Genomic DNA, 15,165 nt, shown 5'->3' with positions numbered 1-15,165 from the left:
GATCCATGTTTAGTCTGCGTCACCGATCGGGGCAGGCCATCGTCCTGCTCCTCCTTGCCCTCGCCCTCCGCAGCCCGTTCTTCGGCAACCCGGTGATCCATAGCGACGAGCAATTCTACCTGCTGGTCGGCGATCGCCTGCTGCAGGGTGCATGGCCGTTCGTCGACATCTTCGATCGCAAGCCGGTCGGGCTGTTCCTGATCTTCGCTGCTATCCGCAGCGTCGGCGGCGACGGCGTGCTGATGTACCAGCTCGCCGCGACGCTCGTCGCCGCGAGCACCGCATGGCTCGTCGGTCGGCTCGTCGACCGCCTCGGCCCCACGGGCGCGAGCCCGGTGGCGAGTCTGGGCGCGGGGCTGATCTATCTCGTCTGGATCGTCGTGTTCGACGGTGCGGGCGGCCAGTCCGCAATATGGGGCAACGCGCTGATGGCGGCGGCGGCGCTGGTGGTGCTCGATACGACGCGCGACCAGCGGCATATCAGCCTGCGCGGCGCCGGGGCGATGCTGCTGATCGGGATCGCGATGCAGGTCAAATACACCGCCATGTTCGAGGGGATCTTCTTCGGCCTGACGCTGGTGTGGACCGCGCATCGCGATGGCCGATCGATCGGCCGGCTGGCCGTCGACGCCGGCCTGTGGATCGGCGCCGCGCTGCTGCCGACCGCGCTCGCCTGGGCCGTCTATGCCGCAGCCGGCCACGGCGATGCCTTCGTCTTCGCGAACTTCCTCTCGATCTTCGGGCAGCAGGACGACGACACGCTGCGCTCCAATATCCTGAAGCTGCTTGGCGGGATCGGCCTAAGCTTGCCGCTCGCCTGGCTGGCGTGGCGCGGCCGACGGGCCGGCAGCTTCGCGCTCGGATGGGTCGCCGCCGCGGTGATCGCGATCCTGATCATGCACACGTTCGAGCTGCTCTACATGCTGCCACTCGCGCTGCCGCTGTCGGTCGCCGCCGGCACCGGACTTGCCGGGCCGACCGTCCGCACGACCGTCTTTCGCCTTGCCGCAATACTCGCATTCGGTGCGCTCGCCGCGACCATCCTGACGAGCGTCCGCGTCGGACGGCGCGGCAACGCACGGCAGATCGCCCAACTCGTCCAGCTGATCGGCCAGCAACCGCGAGGCTGCATGTTCGCCTATGGCAGCGAACCGATCCTCTATTTCCTCACCCGGTCCTGCCTGCCGACGCCCTATATCTTCCGCAGCCATCTGGGCCAGACGACCGAGTCGCATGGTACGGGGGTCGATCCCGTCGCCGAAGTCACGCGGCTGCTCGCGGCCCGTCCGGGCGTGATCGTCGTGCGCGCGCCCAAACCCAGTACGAACCTGGCGACCCAGGCGCTGGTCGTTCGCGCGATCGCGGCGCGCTATCGGCTGGTCGGTTCGGTAAAGATCGGCGAGTTGCCCCAGAGCGTCTATCGCCTGCGGACGGACTTTCCCCGCTGACGGCCCTCTAGGCTCAGGTCTTGAACGCCAGCCCGACCGTGACGGCCAATGCGATCAGTGCGAGCATCTGGACGGTCGGCCAGTCTACCCAGCCGACCGAATCCGGATCGCGCCGCCGTCGCCGGCGCCGCTCGCCAAGCCCGGCGACGACCGCCAACGCGGCCAAGCCGCCGCTCGCACTCCACAACACCGGCCCCATCGTCCAGCCCGATCCGTCAGCCGAGCTTCTCGACCTTTTCCTGCAATTTGGCGAGTTCGGTGCGCAGCGCCGCGATCTCGTCGTCCTTGCTGGCGGCGGGTGCGGGCGTGGCCGGGTTCATCGCCTGCGCGGCGACGTCGAACATCGCGAGATTGCGCTTGGCGAGATCGGCGAACGGCGAGTTCGCGAACGCACCCTCGACCGCGGACTTGAACTGGTCGTGATTGCGACGGAAGCTGTCCATCGACGCCTCGAGATAGCCCGGCACCATCGTCTGCATCGAGTCGCCGTACATCGAGATCAGCTGGCGCAGGAAATTCACCGGCATCATCGTCTCGCCGCGACTCTCCTCCTCCATGATGATCTGGGTGAGGACGTTGTGGGTGATGTCCTCGTCGGTCTTCGCGTCGACCACCTTGAAGTCGCGGCCCTCGCGAGTCATCGTCGCCAGATGATCGAGCGTGATGTAGGATGAGGTCTCGGTGTTATAGAGCCGCCTGTTGGCGTATTTCTTGATAATGACGATTCCGTCGGCAGCCGGTTGCTTCTTCATGGATCCCCCGTCTTATGTTTGAAACGGAGGCTACAGTCTTTGATGACGCACCGCAACAAGGTCCGAGGCCCTTACCCTTGTTCCTTAACGTGCTGCGCAGCGAGACCGCAGCATCGCCCGAACGGATGGCCCGCGCGCTAGCCGGATTGCGCGCCTATCAGGCCGCACCACGAGAGCAGCGCGCCGATCCGATGCCCGCGATCCACCGCGCGGGGCGGGTTTCGCTGCGCGATTACGGTGGCAGCGGACGGCCGGTAGTGTTCGTTCCGTCGCTGATAAACCCGCCCAACATCCTCGACCATTCGCCCGAGTCTTCGCTGGTGCGGTGGATCGCCGCGCAGGGTTTTCACGCGTGGCTGGTCGATTGGGGAGCGCCCGGCAGCGAAGATCGCGACCTCGATCTGGCGGCGCATGTCGAGCGGCTGCTGGTGCCGTTGCTGCGGGCGCTGGACGAACCGCCGGTGCTGGTCGGCTATTGCCTCGGCGGCACGCTTGCGCTCGGTGCCGCGGCGATCACGCCCGTAGCCGGAGTCGCGACGATCGCCGCGCCGTGGCACTTCGCGGGCTATGGCGAAGGTCGGTCCGCGCTTGCCGCCACCTGGGCAGCAGTCCAGCCTGCCGCGGCGATGCTCGGCGTGCTGCCGATGGAAGTCCTGCAAGCCGGATTCTGGCAACTCGATCCCGCGCGTACGATCACAAAATACGAGGCGTTCGCCGACCTCGCCCCCGACAGCGACGCGGCGCGCGCGTTCGTCCGACTCGAGGATTGGGCGAACGCCGGCGCGCCCCTCCCCTATGCGGCTGCCGCCTCGCTGTTCGAAGACTGCATCGCCGATGACCTGCCCGGCAAAGGAGAATGGACGATCGCCGGCACCCGAGTGGATCCGCTCGCGCTCCCCTGCCCTACGGTCGAGTTCGTCTCGCTTAGCGACCGAATCGTCCCCGCCGCCACCGCGATCGGGCTTGCCGACCGTCGCGATCTCGGTGCGGGCCATGTCGGTATGATCGTCGGCCGGTCCGCCCGCGCGCGGCTCTGGGAACCGCTCGCCAACTGGATCGCCGCGCTCGACTGACCTACATGGGGTCCAAACATAGAGGATCCCGCCATGACCGACCTGAACCCGAACGACGTCGTCATCACCGCTGCGAAGCGCACGCCCGTCGGCAGCTTCCTTGGGGCCTTCGCTACCACGCCGGCACACGAACTAGGCCGCATCGCGATCGAAGCCGCGCTCGAACAGGCGGGCGTCGCGGGCGAGGACGTTTCCGAAGTGATCCTCGGCCAGGTCCTGACCGCTGCGCAAGGTCAGAACCCCGCGCGCCAGGCGTCGATGGCGGCGGGCGTGCCGAAGGAAATCCCGGCCTGGGGCGTCAACCAGGTCTGCGGCTCGGGCCTGCGCGCGGTCGCACTCGCAGCACAGGCGATCCAGACCGGCGACGCGACCATCGTCGTCGCCGGCGGCCAGGAATCGATGTCGCTCTCCGCGCACGCGCAGTCGATCCGCGGCGGCCAGAAGATGGGCAATCTCAGCCTCGTCGACACGATGGTCAGCGACGGCCTGACCGACGTCTTCAACGGCTATCATATGGGCATCACCGCGGAGAATCTCGCCGAGCAATATCAGGTCACGCGCGGCGAACAGGACGCCTTCTCGGTCGCATCGCAAAACAAGGCCGAGGCCGCGCGCGGTTCCGGCCGCTTCAAGGACGAGATCGCACCCGTCACGATCAAGGGCCGCAAGGGCGACACCATCGTTGCCGACGACGAATACATCCGCGCCGGCGCCACGATCGAGAGCGTCTCGGGCGTGAAGCCAGCGTTCAAGAAGGACGGCACGGTCACAGCCGCCAACGCGAGCGGCCTCAACGACGGCGCCGCCGCGCTGGTGATGATGCGCCGCGACGAAGCCGAACGCCGCGGTTCGACGGTCCTCGCGACGATCAGGAGCTGGGCGTCGGCGGGCGTCGACCCGTCGATCATGGGAATCGGTCCTGTCCCCGCGACCAAGCGCGCGCTCGAAAAGGCCGGCTGGACGCTCGCCGACCTCGACCTGATCGAGGCGAACGAAGCGTTCGCCGCGCAGGCGCTGTCGGTCGGCAAGGAACTCGGCTGGGACGCGAGCAAGGTCAACGTCAACGGCGGCGCGATCGCGATCGGCCACCCGATCGGCGCGAGCGGCGCGCGCGTCCTGACGACCCTGATCTACGAAATGCAAAAGCGCGATGCGAAACGCGGATTGGCGACGCTGTGCATCGGTGGCGGCATGGGCATCGCTATGTGTCTGGAACGATGACGCAATAAAACGGGATATGTTACCGACGATGCATTGTGACGGTTTTGTCACATGATTGCGTAAAAAGGTGCCCCTGGTGCCGTCGTTATGAACAGAACCTTGCGGAACTGACACGAACCGGTTTCAATGCCCCATCGAAAAAACGGGGCAATAAACATGAAATTCAATCGCTTCCTTGGAGCGACCGCAGTCGTGGGCGTACTCGCACTTCTGCCGCAAAGCGCATTTGCGCAGACGACCACCGAGCCGGCGCCGGTTGCTGGCGACTCGATGGCGCAGCAACCTGCTCAGACGACGGAGGCTACGCAGGCCGACGGCAAACCCGCAGGCGGTGGCGAGGAAATCCTCGTTACCGGCTCGCGCATCCGTTCGCCGAACGCCACGTCCGTGGTTCCCATCACGACGATCTCCGCTGCCGAACTCACGCAGACGGCCCGTACGTCGATCGGCGACGTGCTGAACGACCTACCGCAGCTCCAGAGCTCGTTCGGTCAGTCGAACTCGACCCGCTTCCTCGGCACCGGCGGCCTCAACCTCCTCGATCTTCGCGGACTTGGAACGGCCCGTACCCTGGTGCTCGTCAACGGACGTCGCCACGTTGGCGCGGACATCCTGAACAATGCGGTATCCGTCGACGTCAACACGATCCCCACGGACCTGCTCGAGGCCGTTGACGTCGTCACCGGCGGCAACTCGGCTGTCTACGGCTCGGACGCTCTTGCCGGCGTCGTCAACTTCCGCCTCAAGAGCAACTTCGAAGGTCTGCAGATCCGCGGACAGGGCGGCGTCAGCGACGAGAAGGACGCGGGCAGCTACTTCGTCAGCGTGACGGGCGGCAAGAATTTTGCCGATGGCCGCGGCAACATCGCGGTCAACCTGGAATATGCCCGCACGCAGGCCCTGTTTGCGTCGGGCCGCAAGGAATATCGCCAGACTGACGGGTTCGTCACGACGAACATCGACGCGGCGGGCGTCGGTCTGGGCGGCAATCTGAACTTCGACGGCGTGCCGGACTCGACGTTCTTCCGCGACATCCGCGTCGGGACGTTCTCGGACGGCGGTCTCGTGTCGTTCGCAGGCGCCGGCATCGGTGCGACGTCGCCCGCTCCCGGCGGTCGGGATCCGCTGGGTCGCGCCTATACCGTCAACTATCTGTTCCAGCCCGGCGGTGCGCTTGCTCGCCAGACCGGTACCCGGGTCGGCATCGCCGGCGGTAGCGCAACAAACCCATCGGGCGCACCGGCCGGCACGTTCCTCGGCGGAAACGGCAACACGCGTCGCGAAGGCGTTCTTCTCCAGCTGCTTCCGCAGATCGATCGCTATTCGGCAAACATGATCGGTCACTTCGACGTGTCGACGGCCTTCGTGCCGTTCTTCGAAGCGAAGTATGTCCGCGTCGATTCGGTCAGCCTCGGCGGCTCGGGCCCGGCGTTCTTCACCGGCAGCACGATCGATGCGCTGTACGAGCGTCCGCGTCTCGACAACCCATTCCTCGATGCCAATTCGCGGGCAACGCTGACGACTCAGTTGCTGCAATCGGCCAACAACGGCATCAACATCACGACCGGCAACCCCTTCGCGGCAACCGCCACGTTGACCGCAGCACAGGTGCAGGCGAACCAGATCGCGGCAATCAATGCCGGCACGCAGCGTTTCATCCTGCGCAAGAACCTGACCGATCTCGGTTCGCGTCGTGAGGATGCGCGTCGTGAGACCTATCGGTTCGTGGGCGGCGTTCGCGGCGACTTCAACGATACGTTCAACTACGAACTGTCGGCGAACTACGGCGAATTCCGCGAGCGGACCAAGGTTCTCGGCAACGTCGACGTCCAGCGCCTGAGCCTGGCGCTCGATGCCCAGCGTAACGCTGCGGGTCAGATCGTCTGCGGCTCGCAGATCGACGCTACACGCGGATTGACGAGCGCCCAGCAGGTTGGTGCAGGGATCGATCCGGAAACCGGCCTTCCGACGGCGGCAGGTCAGGCCATTCTCAACGCCAACATCGCCGGGTGCCAGCCGCTCAATCCGTTCGGCACGGGCAGCATCTCGGACGCCGCCCGCAACTATGTGCTGCGCAACACGCAGTCGGTCGGCAAGATCACGCAGCTCGACATTCTCGGCACCATCGCCGGCGACACGTCGAAGTTCTTCAACCTTCCGGGCGGTGCGGTCGGTTTCTCGATCGGTGGCGAGTATCGTCGCGAAACCAACCAGTTCCAGGCGGATCCGCTGGTCGAGGCGGGCTACACCTTCTACAACGCTCTGGCAGCGTACAACCCGCCATCGTTCGAAGTTAAGGAAGCATTTGGCGAGCTTCGCGTTCCCTTGCTGAAGGATATTTTCCTGATCAAGGAACTGACGCTGTCAGCCGCTGGCCGCGTTTCCGACTATAAGGGCTCCGCAGGGACAGTATATACCTACAACCTGAGCGGTGAATACTCGCCGATCCAGGATATCCGCCTGCGTGCGAACTATGGTCGTGCAGTCCGGGCCCCGAACCTTTCGGAGCAGTTCTCGCCAGCCGGTCAGAACTTCGCACCCGGCTTCGTCGACCCTTGCTCGGCGGACAATCTCGGCCGTGGTACGGAGTTCCGTGCAGCAAACTGCGCCGCAGCGGGCATCCCGACCAACTACAACTACCAGTACGTGCAGTCGCTCGAGACGCTGAGCGGCGGCAATTCGAGCCTTCAGGCCGAAAAGTCCGACTCGTACACGTATGGCGGGGTTATCCAGCCACGCTTTGCGCCGGGCCTGACGTTGTCGGTCGACTACTATAATATCCAGGTCAACCGCGTGATCGCTGCCCCTTCGGCACAGGCGATCGCCAATACCTGCTATGACGCACCGTCGATCCAGGACAACCAGTTCTGCAACAGCTTCCAGCGCGTTGCTGCTGGTGCAGCTGGCCCGAACGGTGAGCAGGCCTTCCGCATCATCGAGGGTAGCCTGCTGCAGTTGCCGTTCAACTTTGCCAGCCTGAAGGTTCGTGGCATCGATACCAACCTTGCGTACACGCGGACCTTCGGTTCGACGCGCGTGTCGGGTCAGGTAATCTATACCCACTCGTTCGAGAACACGAACTTCCTGAACCCGGTCCAGCCTGATTTCGGCGACAACCTCAACGGCGAAGTCGGCCAGCCAAAGGATGCGGTCAACGTCAATCTGGGTGCCGATTTCGGGCAGTTCACCTTGGATACGCAGTTCCGCTACCTGGCGAAGCAGTCGGTTGGCGCGATCGAAAACCAGGAGGGCTTCCAGGGTCGCGCACCGCAGAACCTCGATGATTTCAGCCAGTCCTTCTACCCCGATGTCCTGTACATCGGCATGAAGGTCGGCGTGGACATCGGCGAGCGTTCGAACTTCTACATCGGCGTCGACAATCTGACCGATCGTCTTCCCCCGCTGGGTGCGACCGGTATCGGCGCCGGCAGCGGGATCTACGACAACGTCGGTCGTCGTTTCTATGCAGGCATGACCGCACGCTTCTAAAAGCGCGGCATTACGGTACGATAGGAGGGCCGGTGGTTTTCACCGGCCCTTTTTTCGTGCACGTTCCCGGCCATGCACAACGATCCGATCGCAGATGCGCAGGCGATGCTCGCGGCGGGCCGCCACGCCGATGCCGTGGCGCTGGTCGCACGACATGCAGCGGCGGGGGACGCGGCTGCGCTGTTCCAGCAGGGCATGTGGCATCTCACAGGCGTACCATTGCCACGCGACGTGCCAGCGGCCCGTGCCCTCCTCCGCCAGGCGACCGAGCGGGGCAGCATCGACGCCGGACTTATCGAGGTCGCGCTGACGGGCAACGGCAGTGGGGCGACCGCCGACTGGGCGCGCGCGGTGTCGCTCCTGGAACAGGTGGCCAGACACAGCGAGCAAGCGACCGGCGAGCTCGGCTTGCTCCGCAAGATGGCGCTTACCGCCACCGGGGCACCGGCGCAGTCTCCGAAGCCCCGCAAGATCGGCGAACGGCCCAATGTGTATCATATCCCCGAGCTTTTCTCGTCCGAGGAATGCCTTCACGTTGCACAGTGCGCGGTCGATATCCTGAAGCCGGCCGTCGTGGTCGATCCGCGAACGGGGCGTGACATGGCCAATCCGGTCCGGACATCGGATGCCGCCGTCATCGGCCCGACCCGGGAAACGCTCGTCATACAGGCGCTAAACCGCCGCCTTGCCGCCGTCACCGGCACCGACTGGCGTCAGGGCGAGGCTCTCTCCGTCCTGCGCTATCAGCCCGGTCAGCAGTTTCGCCCCCATGTCGACGCGCTGCCCGGCACGCGCAACCAGCGCATCCGTACCGTATTGATCTATCTGAACGAGGGCTTTTCCGGGGGGGCCACATATTTCGTGCACAACGCCCTCAGGGTCGTGCCCCGTGCGGGCGATGCCATCATCTTCGACAATGTCCGCACGGACGGCTCGATCGACCCGTTGTCGCAACATGCGGGAGAGCCCGTCACGAACGGCGTCAAGTGGCTCGCAACCCGCTGGATCCGGATGCGACCGTTCAGCCCGTGGACAGGGCCCGAACACATCGCGTGATCGCTCAGATCCAGACGCGTGCCAGGCGTTCGCCGAGACCCGTCAGCAACTCGTACTGGCTGATGCCAGAGGTTTCCGACGCGTGCGGGAGCGCATACTCGAACGCGATCCAGTCCCCTTCGCGCAAGGTCATGGCGACATCGACGCCCACCGCCGTCAAATCCATCGAGACGCGTCCCAGGACGGGCAGTTCGGCGCCGCCAGCATGCGCCCTGCCGCTGTTCGAAAAGTTTCGGCGATATCCATCGGCATAGCCCAGGTTGACGATCGCGACCTCGGTATCGTCCTTGGCCGTCCATAGCGCGTTGTATCCGACGGTCTGACCCGCATGAACACGACGGCGCTGCACAATCTGCGCCTCGAGACCCACGACCTGCACAATCGTCTCGAGTTCGTGCCGGGGGATGCCGCCATAGAGCGCCAGGCCCGGGCGGGTCAGGTCGAACGCATACCCCTCGAGCGCGATGCCGGCGGAGTTGGCGAGGCTCAGGCGGCGCGCGGTTGTGGTGCCGGCCAGCGCTGCGAACCGGTCGCGTTGCGCGGCGTTCATCGGCGAGTCCTCATCGGCGCACGCCAAGTGGCTCATCAGCGTTTCGATCGCGAGGCCGTCGAGCAGGCCGCCGGCGATGTCCTCCGCCGACACGCCGAGGCGGTTCATGCCGGTGTCGACCATGACGTCACACGGGCCTGCCCCCGCGGCTTTCCAGCGGGCGACCTGGGTGGGGGTGTTGAGAACCGGGCGGGCGAAACCGGCGGTGGCGGCGGGCATGTCGTCTTCGCGGACGCCGTGGAGGACGGACACGGTCAGGCCCAACGGGGCGAGTTCGGCGGCTTCCTGCCAGTTCGAGACGAAGAAGTCGCGGCAGCCGGCGTCGGCGAGGCGGCGGGCGACCTCGATCGCGCCGAGGCCGTAGCCGTTCGCCTTGACCGCCGCGCCGCACGCCGCGGTGCCGCTCATGCGGTCGAGCGTGCGCCAGTTCTGGACGAGGGCATCGCCGTCGAGGCGCAGGCGGAGGGGGGCGGGAATGTCGATCACCCGGCGCGAGATAGTGAACCGGGCCCCGCGCGTCGATGATCTTTCACCCCGCCGGCCCCGACTTGGCCCCGATCCACCGGGCGTGTCGCTTGGCTAGCCGATCTCGACGCGCCCGACCGGGACCAGCAGGCGGCGGCCGCCATCGTCGAGCGGCGCAACGCGGACGCCGAACACGCGGGCAAGCGTGTCCGCGGTCATCACCTCGGCGACCGGACCGAACGCGACGATGCGACCGCCGGCGATCAGCAGCGCATCGTCGGCCGCGCGCTGCGCCTGGACGAGATCGTGGAGGACGATCGCCACCCCTGCCCCGCCGGCCGCGTAGGCGCGCAGGCGGGCGAGCAGGTCGATCTGGTGCGAGGGGTCGAGGCTGGCGAGCGGTTCGTCGGCGAGTAGCCAGCGGGGTTCGCCTGCCAGGACGCGCGCGAGCAGGACGCGGGCGCGCTCGCCGCCGGAAAGTTCGCCGACCGGGCGATCGGCGAGGTGCGTGGTCTCGGTATCGTGCATCGCACGCTCGACGGCGGCGTGGTCGTCGGGCGATGGGGCGGCATGCGCGCCGAGGTGCGGCAGGCGGCCGAGCGCGACGACATCGCGCGCGACGATGTTCCAGTGGACCGTCGCGTCCTGCGGGAGGTAGCCGATCGCGCGGGCGCGCGCGCGCGGGTCCATCGTCGCGACGTCCTGCGTGTCGAGTCGGACGCTGCCCGCGCTGCCACCGACGAGCGCGGCGGCGGCCTTGACCAGCGTGCTCTTGCCGGCGCCGTTTGGGCCGAGGATTGCGGTGACGCGGCCGGGGCGGAGATGCGCGGAAACGTCGTGAAGGACGGTGCGCTTGCCGAGCTTTACGCGCAGTGCGTCGACGATCAGATCCATGCTCGGCCTCGTTCCTTGACCAGCAGCCCCAGGAAGAACGGCGCGCCGATCAGCGCCATCGCGACGCCGAGACGGACTTCGCCTGCGCCGGGGGCGAGGCGGACGAGACTGTCGGCGGCGAGTACGAGCGCCGCGCCGCCGAGCGCCGAGGGGAGCAATAGCGCGCTCGGGCGGTGGCCGAAGATCGGGCGCAGCAGATGCGGGACGACGAGACCGACGAAGCCGATCACGCCGGTCACCGCGACGCCCGCGCCGACCACGAGCCCAGTGCCGAGCACGACCAGCCACCGGATGCGGCCCATCCTAATCCCGAGCGATCGCGCCGCCGCCTCGCCTAGCGACAATGCATCGAGCGAGCGGCCGGTGAGCATCAGCAGGACGCCGCCGAGCAGCATCGGCGGCAAGGCGAGCGTGATGTCGTCCCAGCCGCGGTCGGTGAGCGCGCCCATGATCCAGTCGATGACCTCGGCGACCGCATAGGGATTTGGCGCGATCGAGATCAGGAACGCGGTCAGCGCGCCGGCAAGGCTGGCGAGCACGGTGCCGGCGAGGATGAAGGTGATCGCGCTCGGCGATCGCCATGTCAGCGCGGCGAGCAGCGCGACCGCGCCCCCTGCTCCGAGCATCGCGGCGGCGAAGATCGCGGATCCCGAACCGGCCCCGAAGATGATCGCGGCGACTGCGCCGAGTGCTGCGACCGACGATATGCCGACGACGGCGGGGTCGGCGAGCGGGTTGCGGAGATAGCCTTGCAGGACCGCTCCCGACAGCCCGAGCGTGGCGCCGAGCACGAGGCCGAGGACCGCGCGTGGCAGGCGGAGTTCGAGGATGATCCACCAGCGCGGGTCGCTCGAGAACCAGGCGTCGAGCGGCACCCAGACTTTCCCGCAGCCGAGCGACAGGCCGAACAGGAGGATGACCAGCAGGCCAAGGGTGATGAGTTTGGGCGTGCGGGTCATCACAGGTCCACCGCAAGCATACCGACGACTGCCGCCACCCCGGCGAAGGCCGGGGCCCAATTGGGGAACGAACGTGACGGCGTGCAGCGCTCCATTATTTCCGCCATCCCAGTTGGGCCCCGGCCTTCGCCGGGGTGGTTTTGGTATGGGTGTCGCATCACAGCCCCGCCCTGATCGCAGCGAGGCGTTCGAGTGCGGGGGGGATGGTCGGGCCGCCGCAGTTGATCAGGACGCGGGAGAAGACGGCTTGCGGCGTGGTCGGCAGCAGGCGGCGGCGCAGCGCGGTGCCGCGGCTGGCGCGTTCGGGGGCGATCACGATGGACGGGGGCTGCGTCACGATCGTCTCCGCCGAGAGCGTGCCGGTATGCGTCAGACCGTAGCTGGCGGCGGCGTTGCGGAAGCCGACGCGGGTCATCATCTCGTTCAGCAACGTGCTCCCTCCGGTCGCGAGATCGCCGCTTATATAGAGCAACGCGCTTGGCGACGGGCCGTCCTTGCGGCTCCAGCGCACCACAGCACGGTCGATATCGGCGTTGATCCGCGCGCCACCCGCGGGCGCACCGACCGCGTCGGCGATCTGCGTCACCTGTGCCTGGCTCTCCGCGATCGAGTCGGGGATGCCGAGCAGCAGCGTCTTCAGCCCGGCCCGCGCGTAGGCCGCCTGGGTCGCCGGCGGCGTATACGTGCTGGCGATGACGAGATCGGGGTGCAGCGCGATCACCTCTTCGGCGGTCCCGGCGATGCCGTGGAAGCGGCGAGCTACCGAAAGCGGGAGCGAGGTCGCCGCCGGGTCCTGTGAATAATGGCTGATCCCGGCAATCCGCGATGCGGGCAGGATCCGGATCAGCACCGAATCCACGCACGGATTGGTCGAGACGATCCCCCCGCCACCGCCCGCGCCGGGGGATTGTGCGCAGCCCCCGAGCAGGAGCGCGAGGAGGATCGCCCCGCGCCTCACTTCAGGCGCAACCGCACGCCGCCATACGCCGCGCGGCCGTAATTGCCGTACCCCGCGACCGTCTCGTACCGCGAATCGGTCAGGTTATCGACGCGGCCGTACAGCGCGATCCGGTCGTTGATCGGCAGTTCGGCGCGGACGCCTGCCAGCGCATAGCCGTCGAGCCGCGCGGTATTGGCGGCGTCGTCGAAGCTGTCGCCGACCATCGTCACGGTACCGCCGACGGACAGCCCGAACGCGAACCGGTAATCGGCGTCGACGCTTGCGGTCTGCTTGGGACGGCGCGCGAGATCGTTGCCGAAATCGCTGCCGATCGTGCGGTTCTCGGTGTCGATATAGCTGTAGTTCGCCGTCAGCGTCAGCGCGTCGACCGGGCGCAGCGCCAAGGTGAACTCGACGCCGTCCGCCTCGGCGCGGGCAATGTTGTCGTAGACGCCGAACGGGCGGTCGACGCAGATCGAACCGGCGGTCGTCTGCTCCGCCGGGCTGCAATCGCGGAAGTCGATCTGGTTGCGCGTACGGCGGTTGAAATAGGTTACGCCTGCGCGGACTCGGTTGGCGAGGAACGCCTGCTCGACACCGACGTCGAAGTTGCGCGCGGTCTCCGGATCGAGGCCGCGGTTCCCGTAGTCGGAAAAGAGCTGGTACAAGGTGGGTGCCTTGAAGCCTTCGCCATAGCTTGCGCGGATCGTCGTGCCGGTGCGCAACGCCAGTGCCGCGTTGGCTCCGAACGTCGTGTGGCTGCCGAAATCGTCGTGATCGTCGTTGCGGATGCCGCCGGTGATCGTGAGGATGTCGAGCGGCTTGACGATCAGCTGGCCGTAGACGCTGGTGATGCCGGTATCCGCGAAGGTGAAGCCGTCGTTGAAGCGGCTGTTCTCGCGCTCGACTCCGGCGACCACGCGGACCTGGTCGAACGGGCGGAAGTCGCCTTGGTATTCGTAGCGTTCGCTGCGGCCGCGACCAATGAAGGTCGGATCGCTGCCGAAGCTCGGGTCGTAATTGTCGCGGTTGATGTCGGCGATCGTGAACGCGACGCGGTTGTTGAACCGGCCATCGGCGAAGTTCGCGTGCAGCCCGGCATAGCCGTAAGCCTCGCGCGTCTTCGAATATTCGGGCGTGTCGGCGAGCACGTAATCAGGTGCCGGGAAGCCGTCGATCGCGACGCGGCTGTCGGCGAAATAGCCGCGCAGGTCGAGACCGATGCCTGGCGCGAGCTCGACGCCCACGCGCCCGGTCGCGCCATATTGGCGATAGCCGTCGCGCTCGGTGCCGCTGGCCGCCGACGAGATGCCCTCGGTGCGGAGATAGCCGCCGGTCAGCGAGCCCGATACCGGCCCGGACTTGCCCGAGACGCCCGCGCTCGCGAACACGCTGTCGGCATAGCCATATTCGGCGTTGGCGCGCGCCTGGACGCCTCCGGTTGGCGCGGCGGTGATGATGTTGACGACGCCGCCGATCGCCTGGCTGCCCCATGGCACCGAGTTCGGGCCGCGGAGCACCTCGATCCGCTCGACCGAGCTCGACAGCAGATTGCCGAAGTTGAAGCCGCCGCCGGTCGACGACGGATCGTTGACGCGGACGCCGTCGATCACGACGAGCGTCTGGTCCGCCTCGGCACCGCGGATACGGACGCTGGTCAGCGCGCCGACCGTGCCGTTACGCGTGACGGTGACGCCCGGCGTGGTCGCGAGCAGGTCGGAGACGATAACGGTCTGGCGGCGCTCGATCTCGGCGCGGTCGATGACGGTGACGGCCTGGCCGATCTCGCTCAGCGGTTGCGCGGCACGGGTCGCGGTGACGACGACTTCGGAAGCGTCGGGATCGGGGATGGTCTGGGCAAAAGCGGGCGCTGCGATCGCCGCGGCGCCGAGCAGAAGGAAGAATTTCGTCATGGGCACGTCCTAACCAGAACCGCCAGCGACCATTCGCCGGGCGGCCAGACGTCTCTCGCTCGAGGAAACCCGGCTGGACCGGAGCACTCGTCCGCGCCGGACACCCGCCCGCGCAGTGGATCGACCGTGAGAGGCAGGTCTCCTGGCTTCCGGGTCGCCGCGCCCACCCCGCCTTCCCAGGTCGAAACCCAGTGGCATGTCGGGGTGGCCGCTATCCGGTCACAGTTGCGGGTACAGCGCCGGTCTTGCGGATTTGGATCTGACGACCCGGCCCACGCACCGACTTCCCTTTTGATCCCGTCGCCGGGAACCCTTCACGGGAGTGGCATTAGTCGCGCGACATGCACGGGTCAACGCGAGGTCTACTGGTCCTCCCCCGCCAGGGGGAGGTGGCTGGCGCTTGCC

The 15,165-nt window shown here is 67.0% G+C and carries 12 protein-coding genes and 1 riboswitch; of the genes, 5 read left to right on the top strand and 7 right to left on the bottom strand.

The window, feature by feature from the left end:
* Positions 1 to 5: 5 nt before the first annotated feature.
* The gene (locus tag U1737_RS15725; protein WP_332797411.1) at positions 6 to 1,448 is read left to right on the top strand and encodes a glycosyltransferase family protein; all 1,443 of its coding nucleotides are present in this window, start codon (positions 6 to 8) and stop codon (positions 1,446 to 1,448) included.
* A 13-nt stretch (positions 1,449 to 1,461) separates the two neighbouring features.
* Here U1737_RS15725 and U1737_RS15720 read toward each other — a convergent pair whose 3' ends face one another.
* Positions 1,462 to 1,647, bottom strand: coding sequence for a hypothetical protein (locus tag U1737_RS15720; RefSeq protein WP_248523340.1), 186 nt, complete (start codon positions 1,645 to 1,647; stop codon positions 1,462 to 1,464).
* Between the two features lie 16 nt (positions 1,648 to 1,663).
* The gene (gene phaR / locus U1737_RS15715) at positions 1,664 to 2,200 is read right to left on the bottom strand and encodes a polyhydroxyalkanoate synthesis repressor PhaR (RefSeq protein WP_248523342.1); all 537 of its coding nucleotides are present in this window, start codon (positions 2,198 to 2,200) and stop codon (positions 1,664 to 1,666) included.
* A 77-nt stretch (positions 2,201 to 2,277) separates the two neighbouring features.
* Between phaR and U1737_RS15710 the strand changes: the two genes are divergently transcribed.
* From U1737_RS15710 to U1737_RS15695, 4 genes are all read left to right on the top strand, one after another.
* The gene (locus U1737_RS15710) at positions 2,278 to 3,273 is read left to right on the top strand and encodes an alpha/beta fold hydrolase (RefSeq protein ID WP_332797410.1); all 996 of its coding nucleotides are present in this window, start codon (positions 2,278 to 2,280) and stop codon (positions 3,271 to 3,273) included.
* A gap of 33 nt (positions 3,274 to 3,306) precedes the next feature.
* Complete coding sequence (locus U1737_RS15705) at positions 3,307 to 4,494, top strand: acetyl-CoA C-acetyltransferase (protein ID WP_332797409.1); 1,188 nt, start codon at positions 3,307 to 3,309, stop codon at positions 4,492 to 4,494.
* Positions 4,495 to 4,650: 156 nt separating this feature from the next.
* Positions 4,651 to 7,983 carry a TonB-dependent receptor domain-containing protein gene (locus U1737_RS15700; RefSeq protein WP_248523347.1) on the top strand — a complete coding sequence of 1,111 codons (3,333 nt, stop codon included), beginning with the start codon at positions 4,651 to 4,653 and terminating at the stop codon, positions 7,981 to 7,983.
* A 72-nt stretch (positions 7,984 to 8,055) separates the two neighbouring features.
* Complete coding sequence (locus tag U1737_RS15695; RefSeq protein ID WP_332797408.1) at positions 8,056 to 9,039, top strand: 2OG-Fe(II) oxygenase; 984 nt, start codon at positions 8,056 to 8,058, stop codon at positions 9,037 to 9,039.
* A 4-nt stretch (positions 9,040 to 9,043) separates the two neighbouring features.
* Here U1737_RS15695 and alr read toward each other — a convergent pair whose 3' ends face one another.
* From alr to U1737_RS15670, 5 genes are all read right to left on the bottom strand, one after another.
* Positions 9,044 to 10,066, bottom strand: coding sequence for an alanine racemase (gene alr, locus U1737_RS15690; protein WP_332797421.1), 1,023 nt, complete (start codon positions 10,064 to 10,066; stop codon positions 9,044 to 9,046).
* Between the two features lie 102 nt (positions 10,067 to 10,168).
* Positions 10,169 to 10,948 carry an ABC transporter ATP-binding protein gene (locus U1737_RS15685; RefSeq protein WP_332797407.1) on the bottom strand — a complete coding sequence of 260 codons (780 nt, stop codon included), beginning with the start codon at positions 10,946 to 10,948 and terminating at the stop codon, positions 10,169 to 10,171.
* Positions 10,939 to 11,907, bottom strand: a complete 969-nt coding sequence (locus tag U1737_RS15680; RefSeq protein WP_248523353.1) for a FecCD family ABC transporter permease — start codon at positions 11,905 to 11,907, stop codon at positions 10,939 to 10,941. The genes U1737_RS15685 and U1737_RS15680 overlap by 10 nt, the downstream gene beginning before the upstream one ends.
* Before the next feature lie 157 nt (positions 11,908 to 12,064).
* On the bottom strand, positions 12,065 to 12,865 hold the full coding sequence (locus tag U1737_RS15675) for an ABC transporter substrate-binding protein (RefSeq protein WP_332797406.1): 801 nt from the start codon (positions 12,863 to 12,865) through the stop codon (positions 12,065 to 12,067).
* The gene (locus tag U1737_RS15670; protein ID WP_332797405.1) at positions 12,862 to 14,760 is read right to left on the bottom strand and encodes a TonB-dependent receptor plug domain-containing protein; all 1,899 of its coding nucleotides are present in this window, start codon (positions 14,758 to 14,760) and stop codon (positions 12,862 to 12,864) included. The genes U1737_RS15675 and U1737_RS15670 overlap by 4 nt, the downstream gene beginning before the upstream one ends.
* A gap of 115 nt (positions 14,761 to 14,875) precedes the next feature.
* Positions 14,876 to 15,090: riboswitch (cobalamin riboswitch) on the bottom strand.
* Between the last annotated feature and the right edge of the window lie 75 nt (positions 15,091 to 15,165).

The sequence above is a fragment of the Sphingomonas fucosidasi genome (genome assembly GCF_036663855.1).
GTDB lineage: Bacteria > Pseudomonadota > Alphaproteobacteria > Sphingomonadales > Sphingomonadaceae > Sphingomonas > Sphingomonas faeni_B.
Note: the sequence above shows the minus strand (reverse complement) of the source record. Positions and strands in the feature narration are given on the sequence as shown.

Bases quoted from the DNA above. Each gene is read 5' to 3' on its own strand.
- U1737_RS15720 (WP_248523340.1), bottom strand. From the start codon at position 1,647: ATGGGGCCGGTGTTGTGGAGTGCGAGCGGCGGCTTGGCCGCGTTGGCG.
- U1737_RS15670 (WP_332797405.1), bottom strand. From the start codon at position 14,760: ATGACGAAATTCTTCCTTCTGCTCGGCGCCGCGGCGATCGCAGCGCCC.
- U1737_RS15685 (WP_332797407.1), bottom strand. From the start codon at position 10,948: ATGGATCTGATCGTCGACGCACTGCGCGTAAAGCTCGGCAAGCGCACC.
- U1737_RS15700 (WP_248523347.1), top strand. From the start codon at position 4,651: ATGAAATTCAATCGCTTCCTTGGAGCGACCGCAGTCGTGGGCGTACTC.
- U1737_RS15680 (WP_248523353.1), bottom strand. From the start codon at position 11,907: ATGACCCGCACGCCCAAACTCATCACCCTTGGCCTGCTGGTCATCCTC.
- U1737_RS15705 (WP_332797409.1), top strand. From the start codon at position 3,307: ATGACCGACCTGAACCCGAACGACGTCGTCATCACCGCTGCGAAGCGC.
- U1737_RS15695 (WP_332797408.1), top strand. From the start codon at position 8,056: ATGCACAACGATCCGATCGCAGATGCGCAGGCGATGCTCGCGGCGGGC.
- phaR (WP_248523342.1), bottom strand. From the start codon at position 2,200: ATGAAGAAGCAACCGGCTGCCGACGGAATCGTCATTATCAAGAAATAC.
- U1737_RS15725 (WP_332797411.1), top strand. From the start codon at position 6: ATGTTTAGTCTGCGTCACCGATCGGGGCAGGCCATCGTCCTGCTCCTC.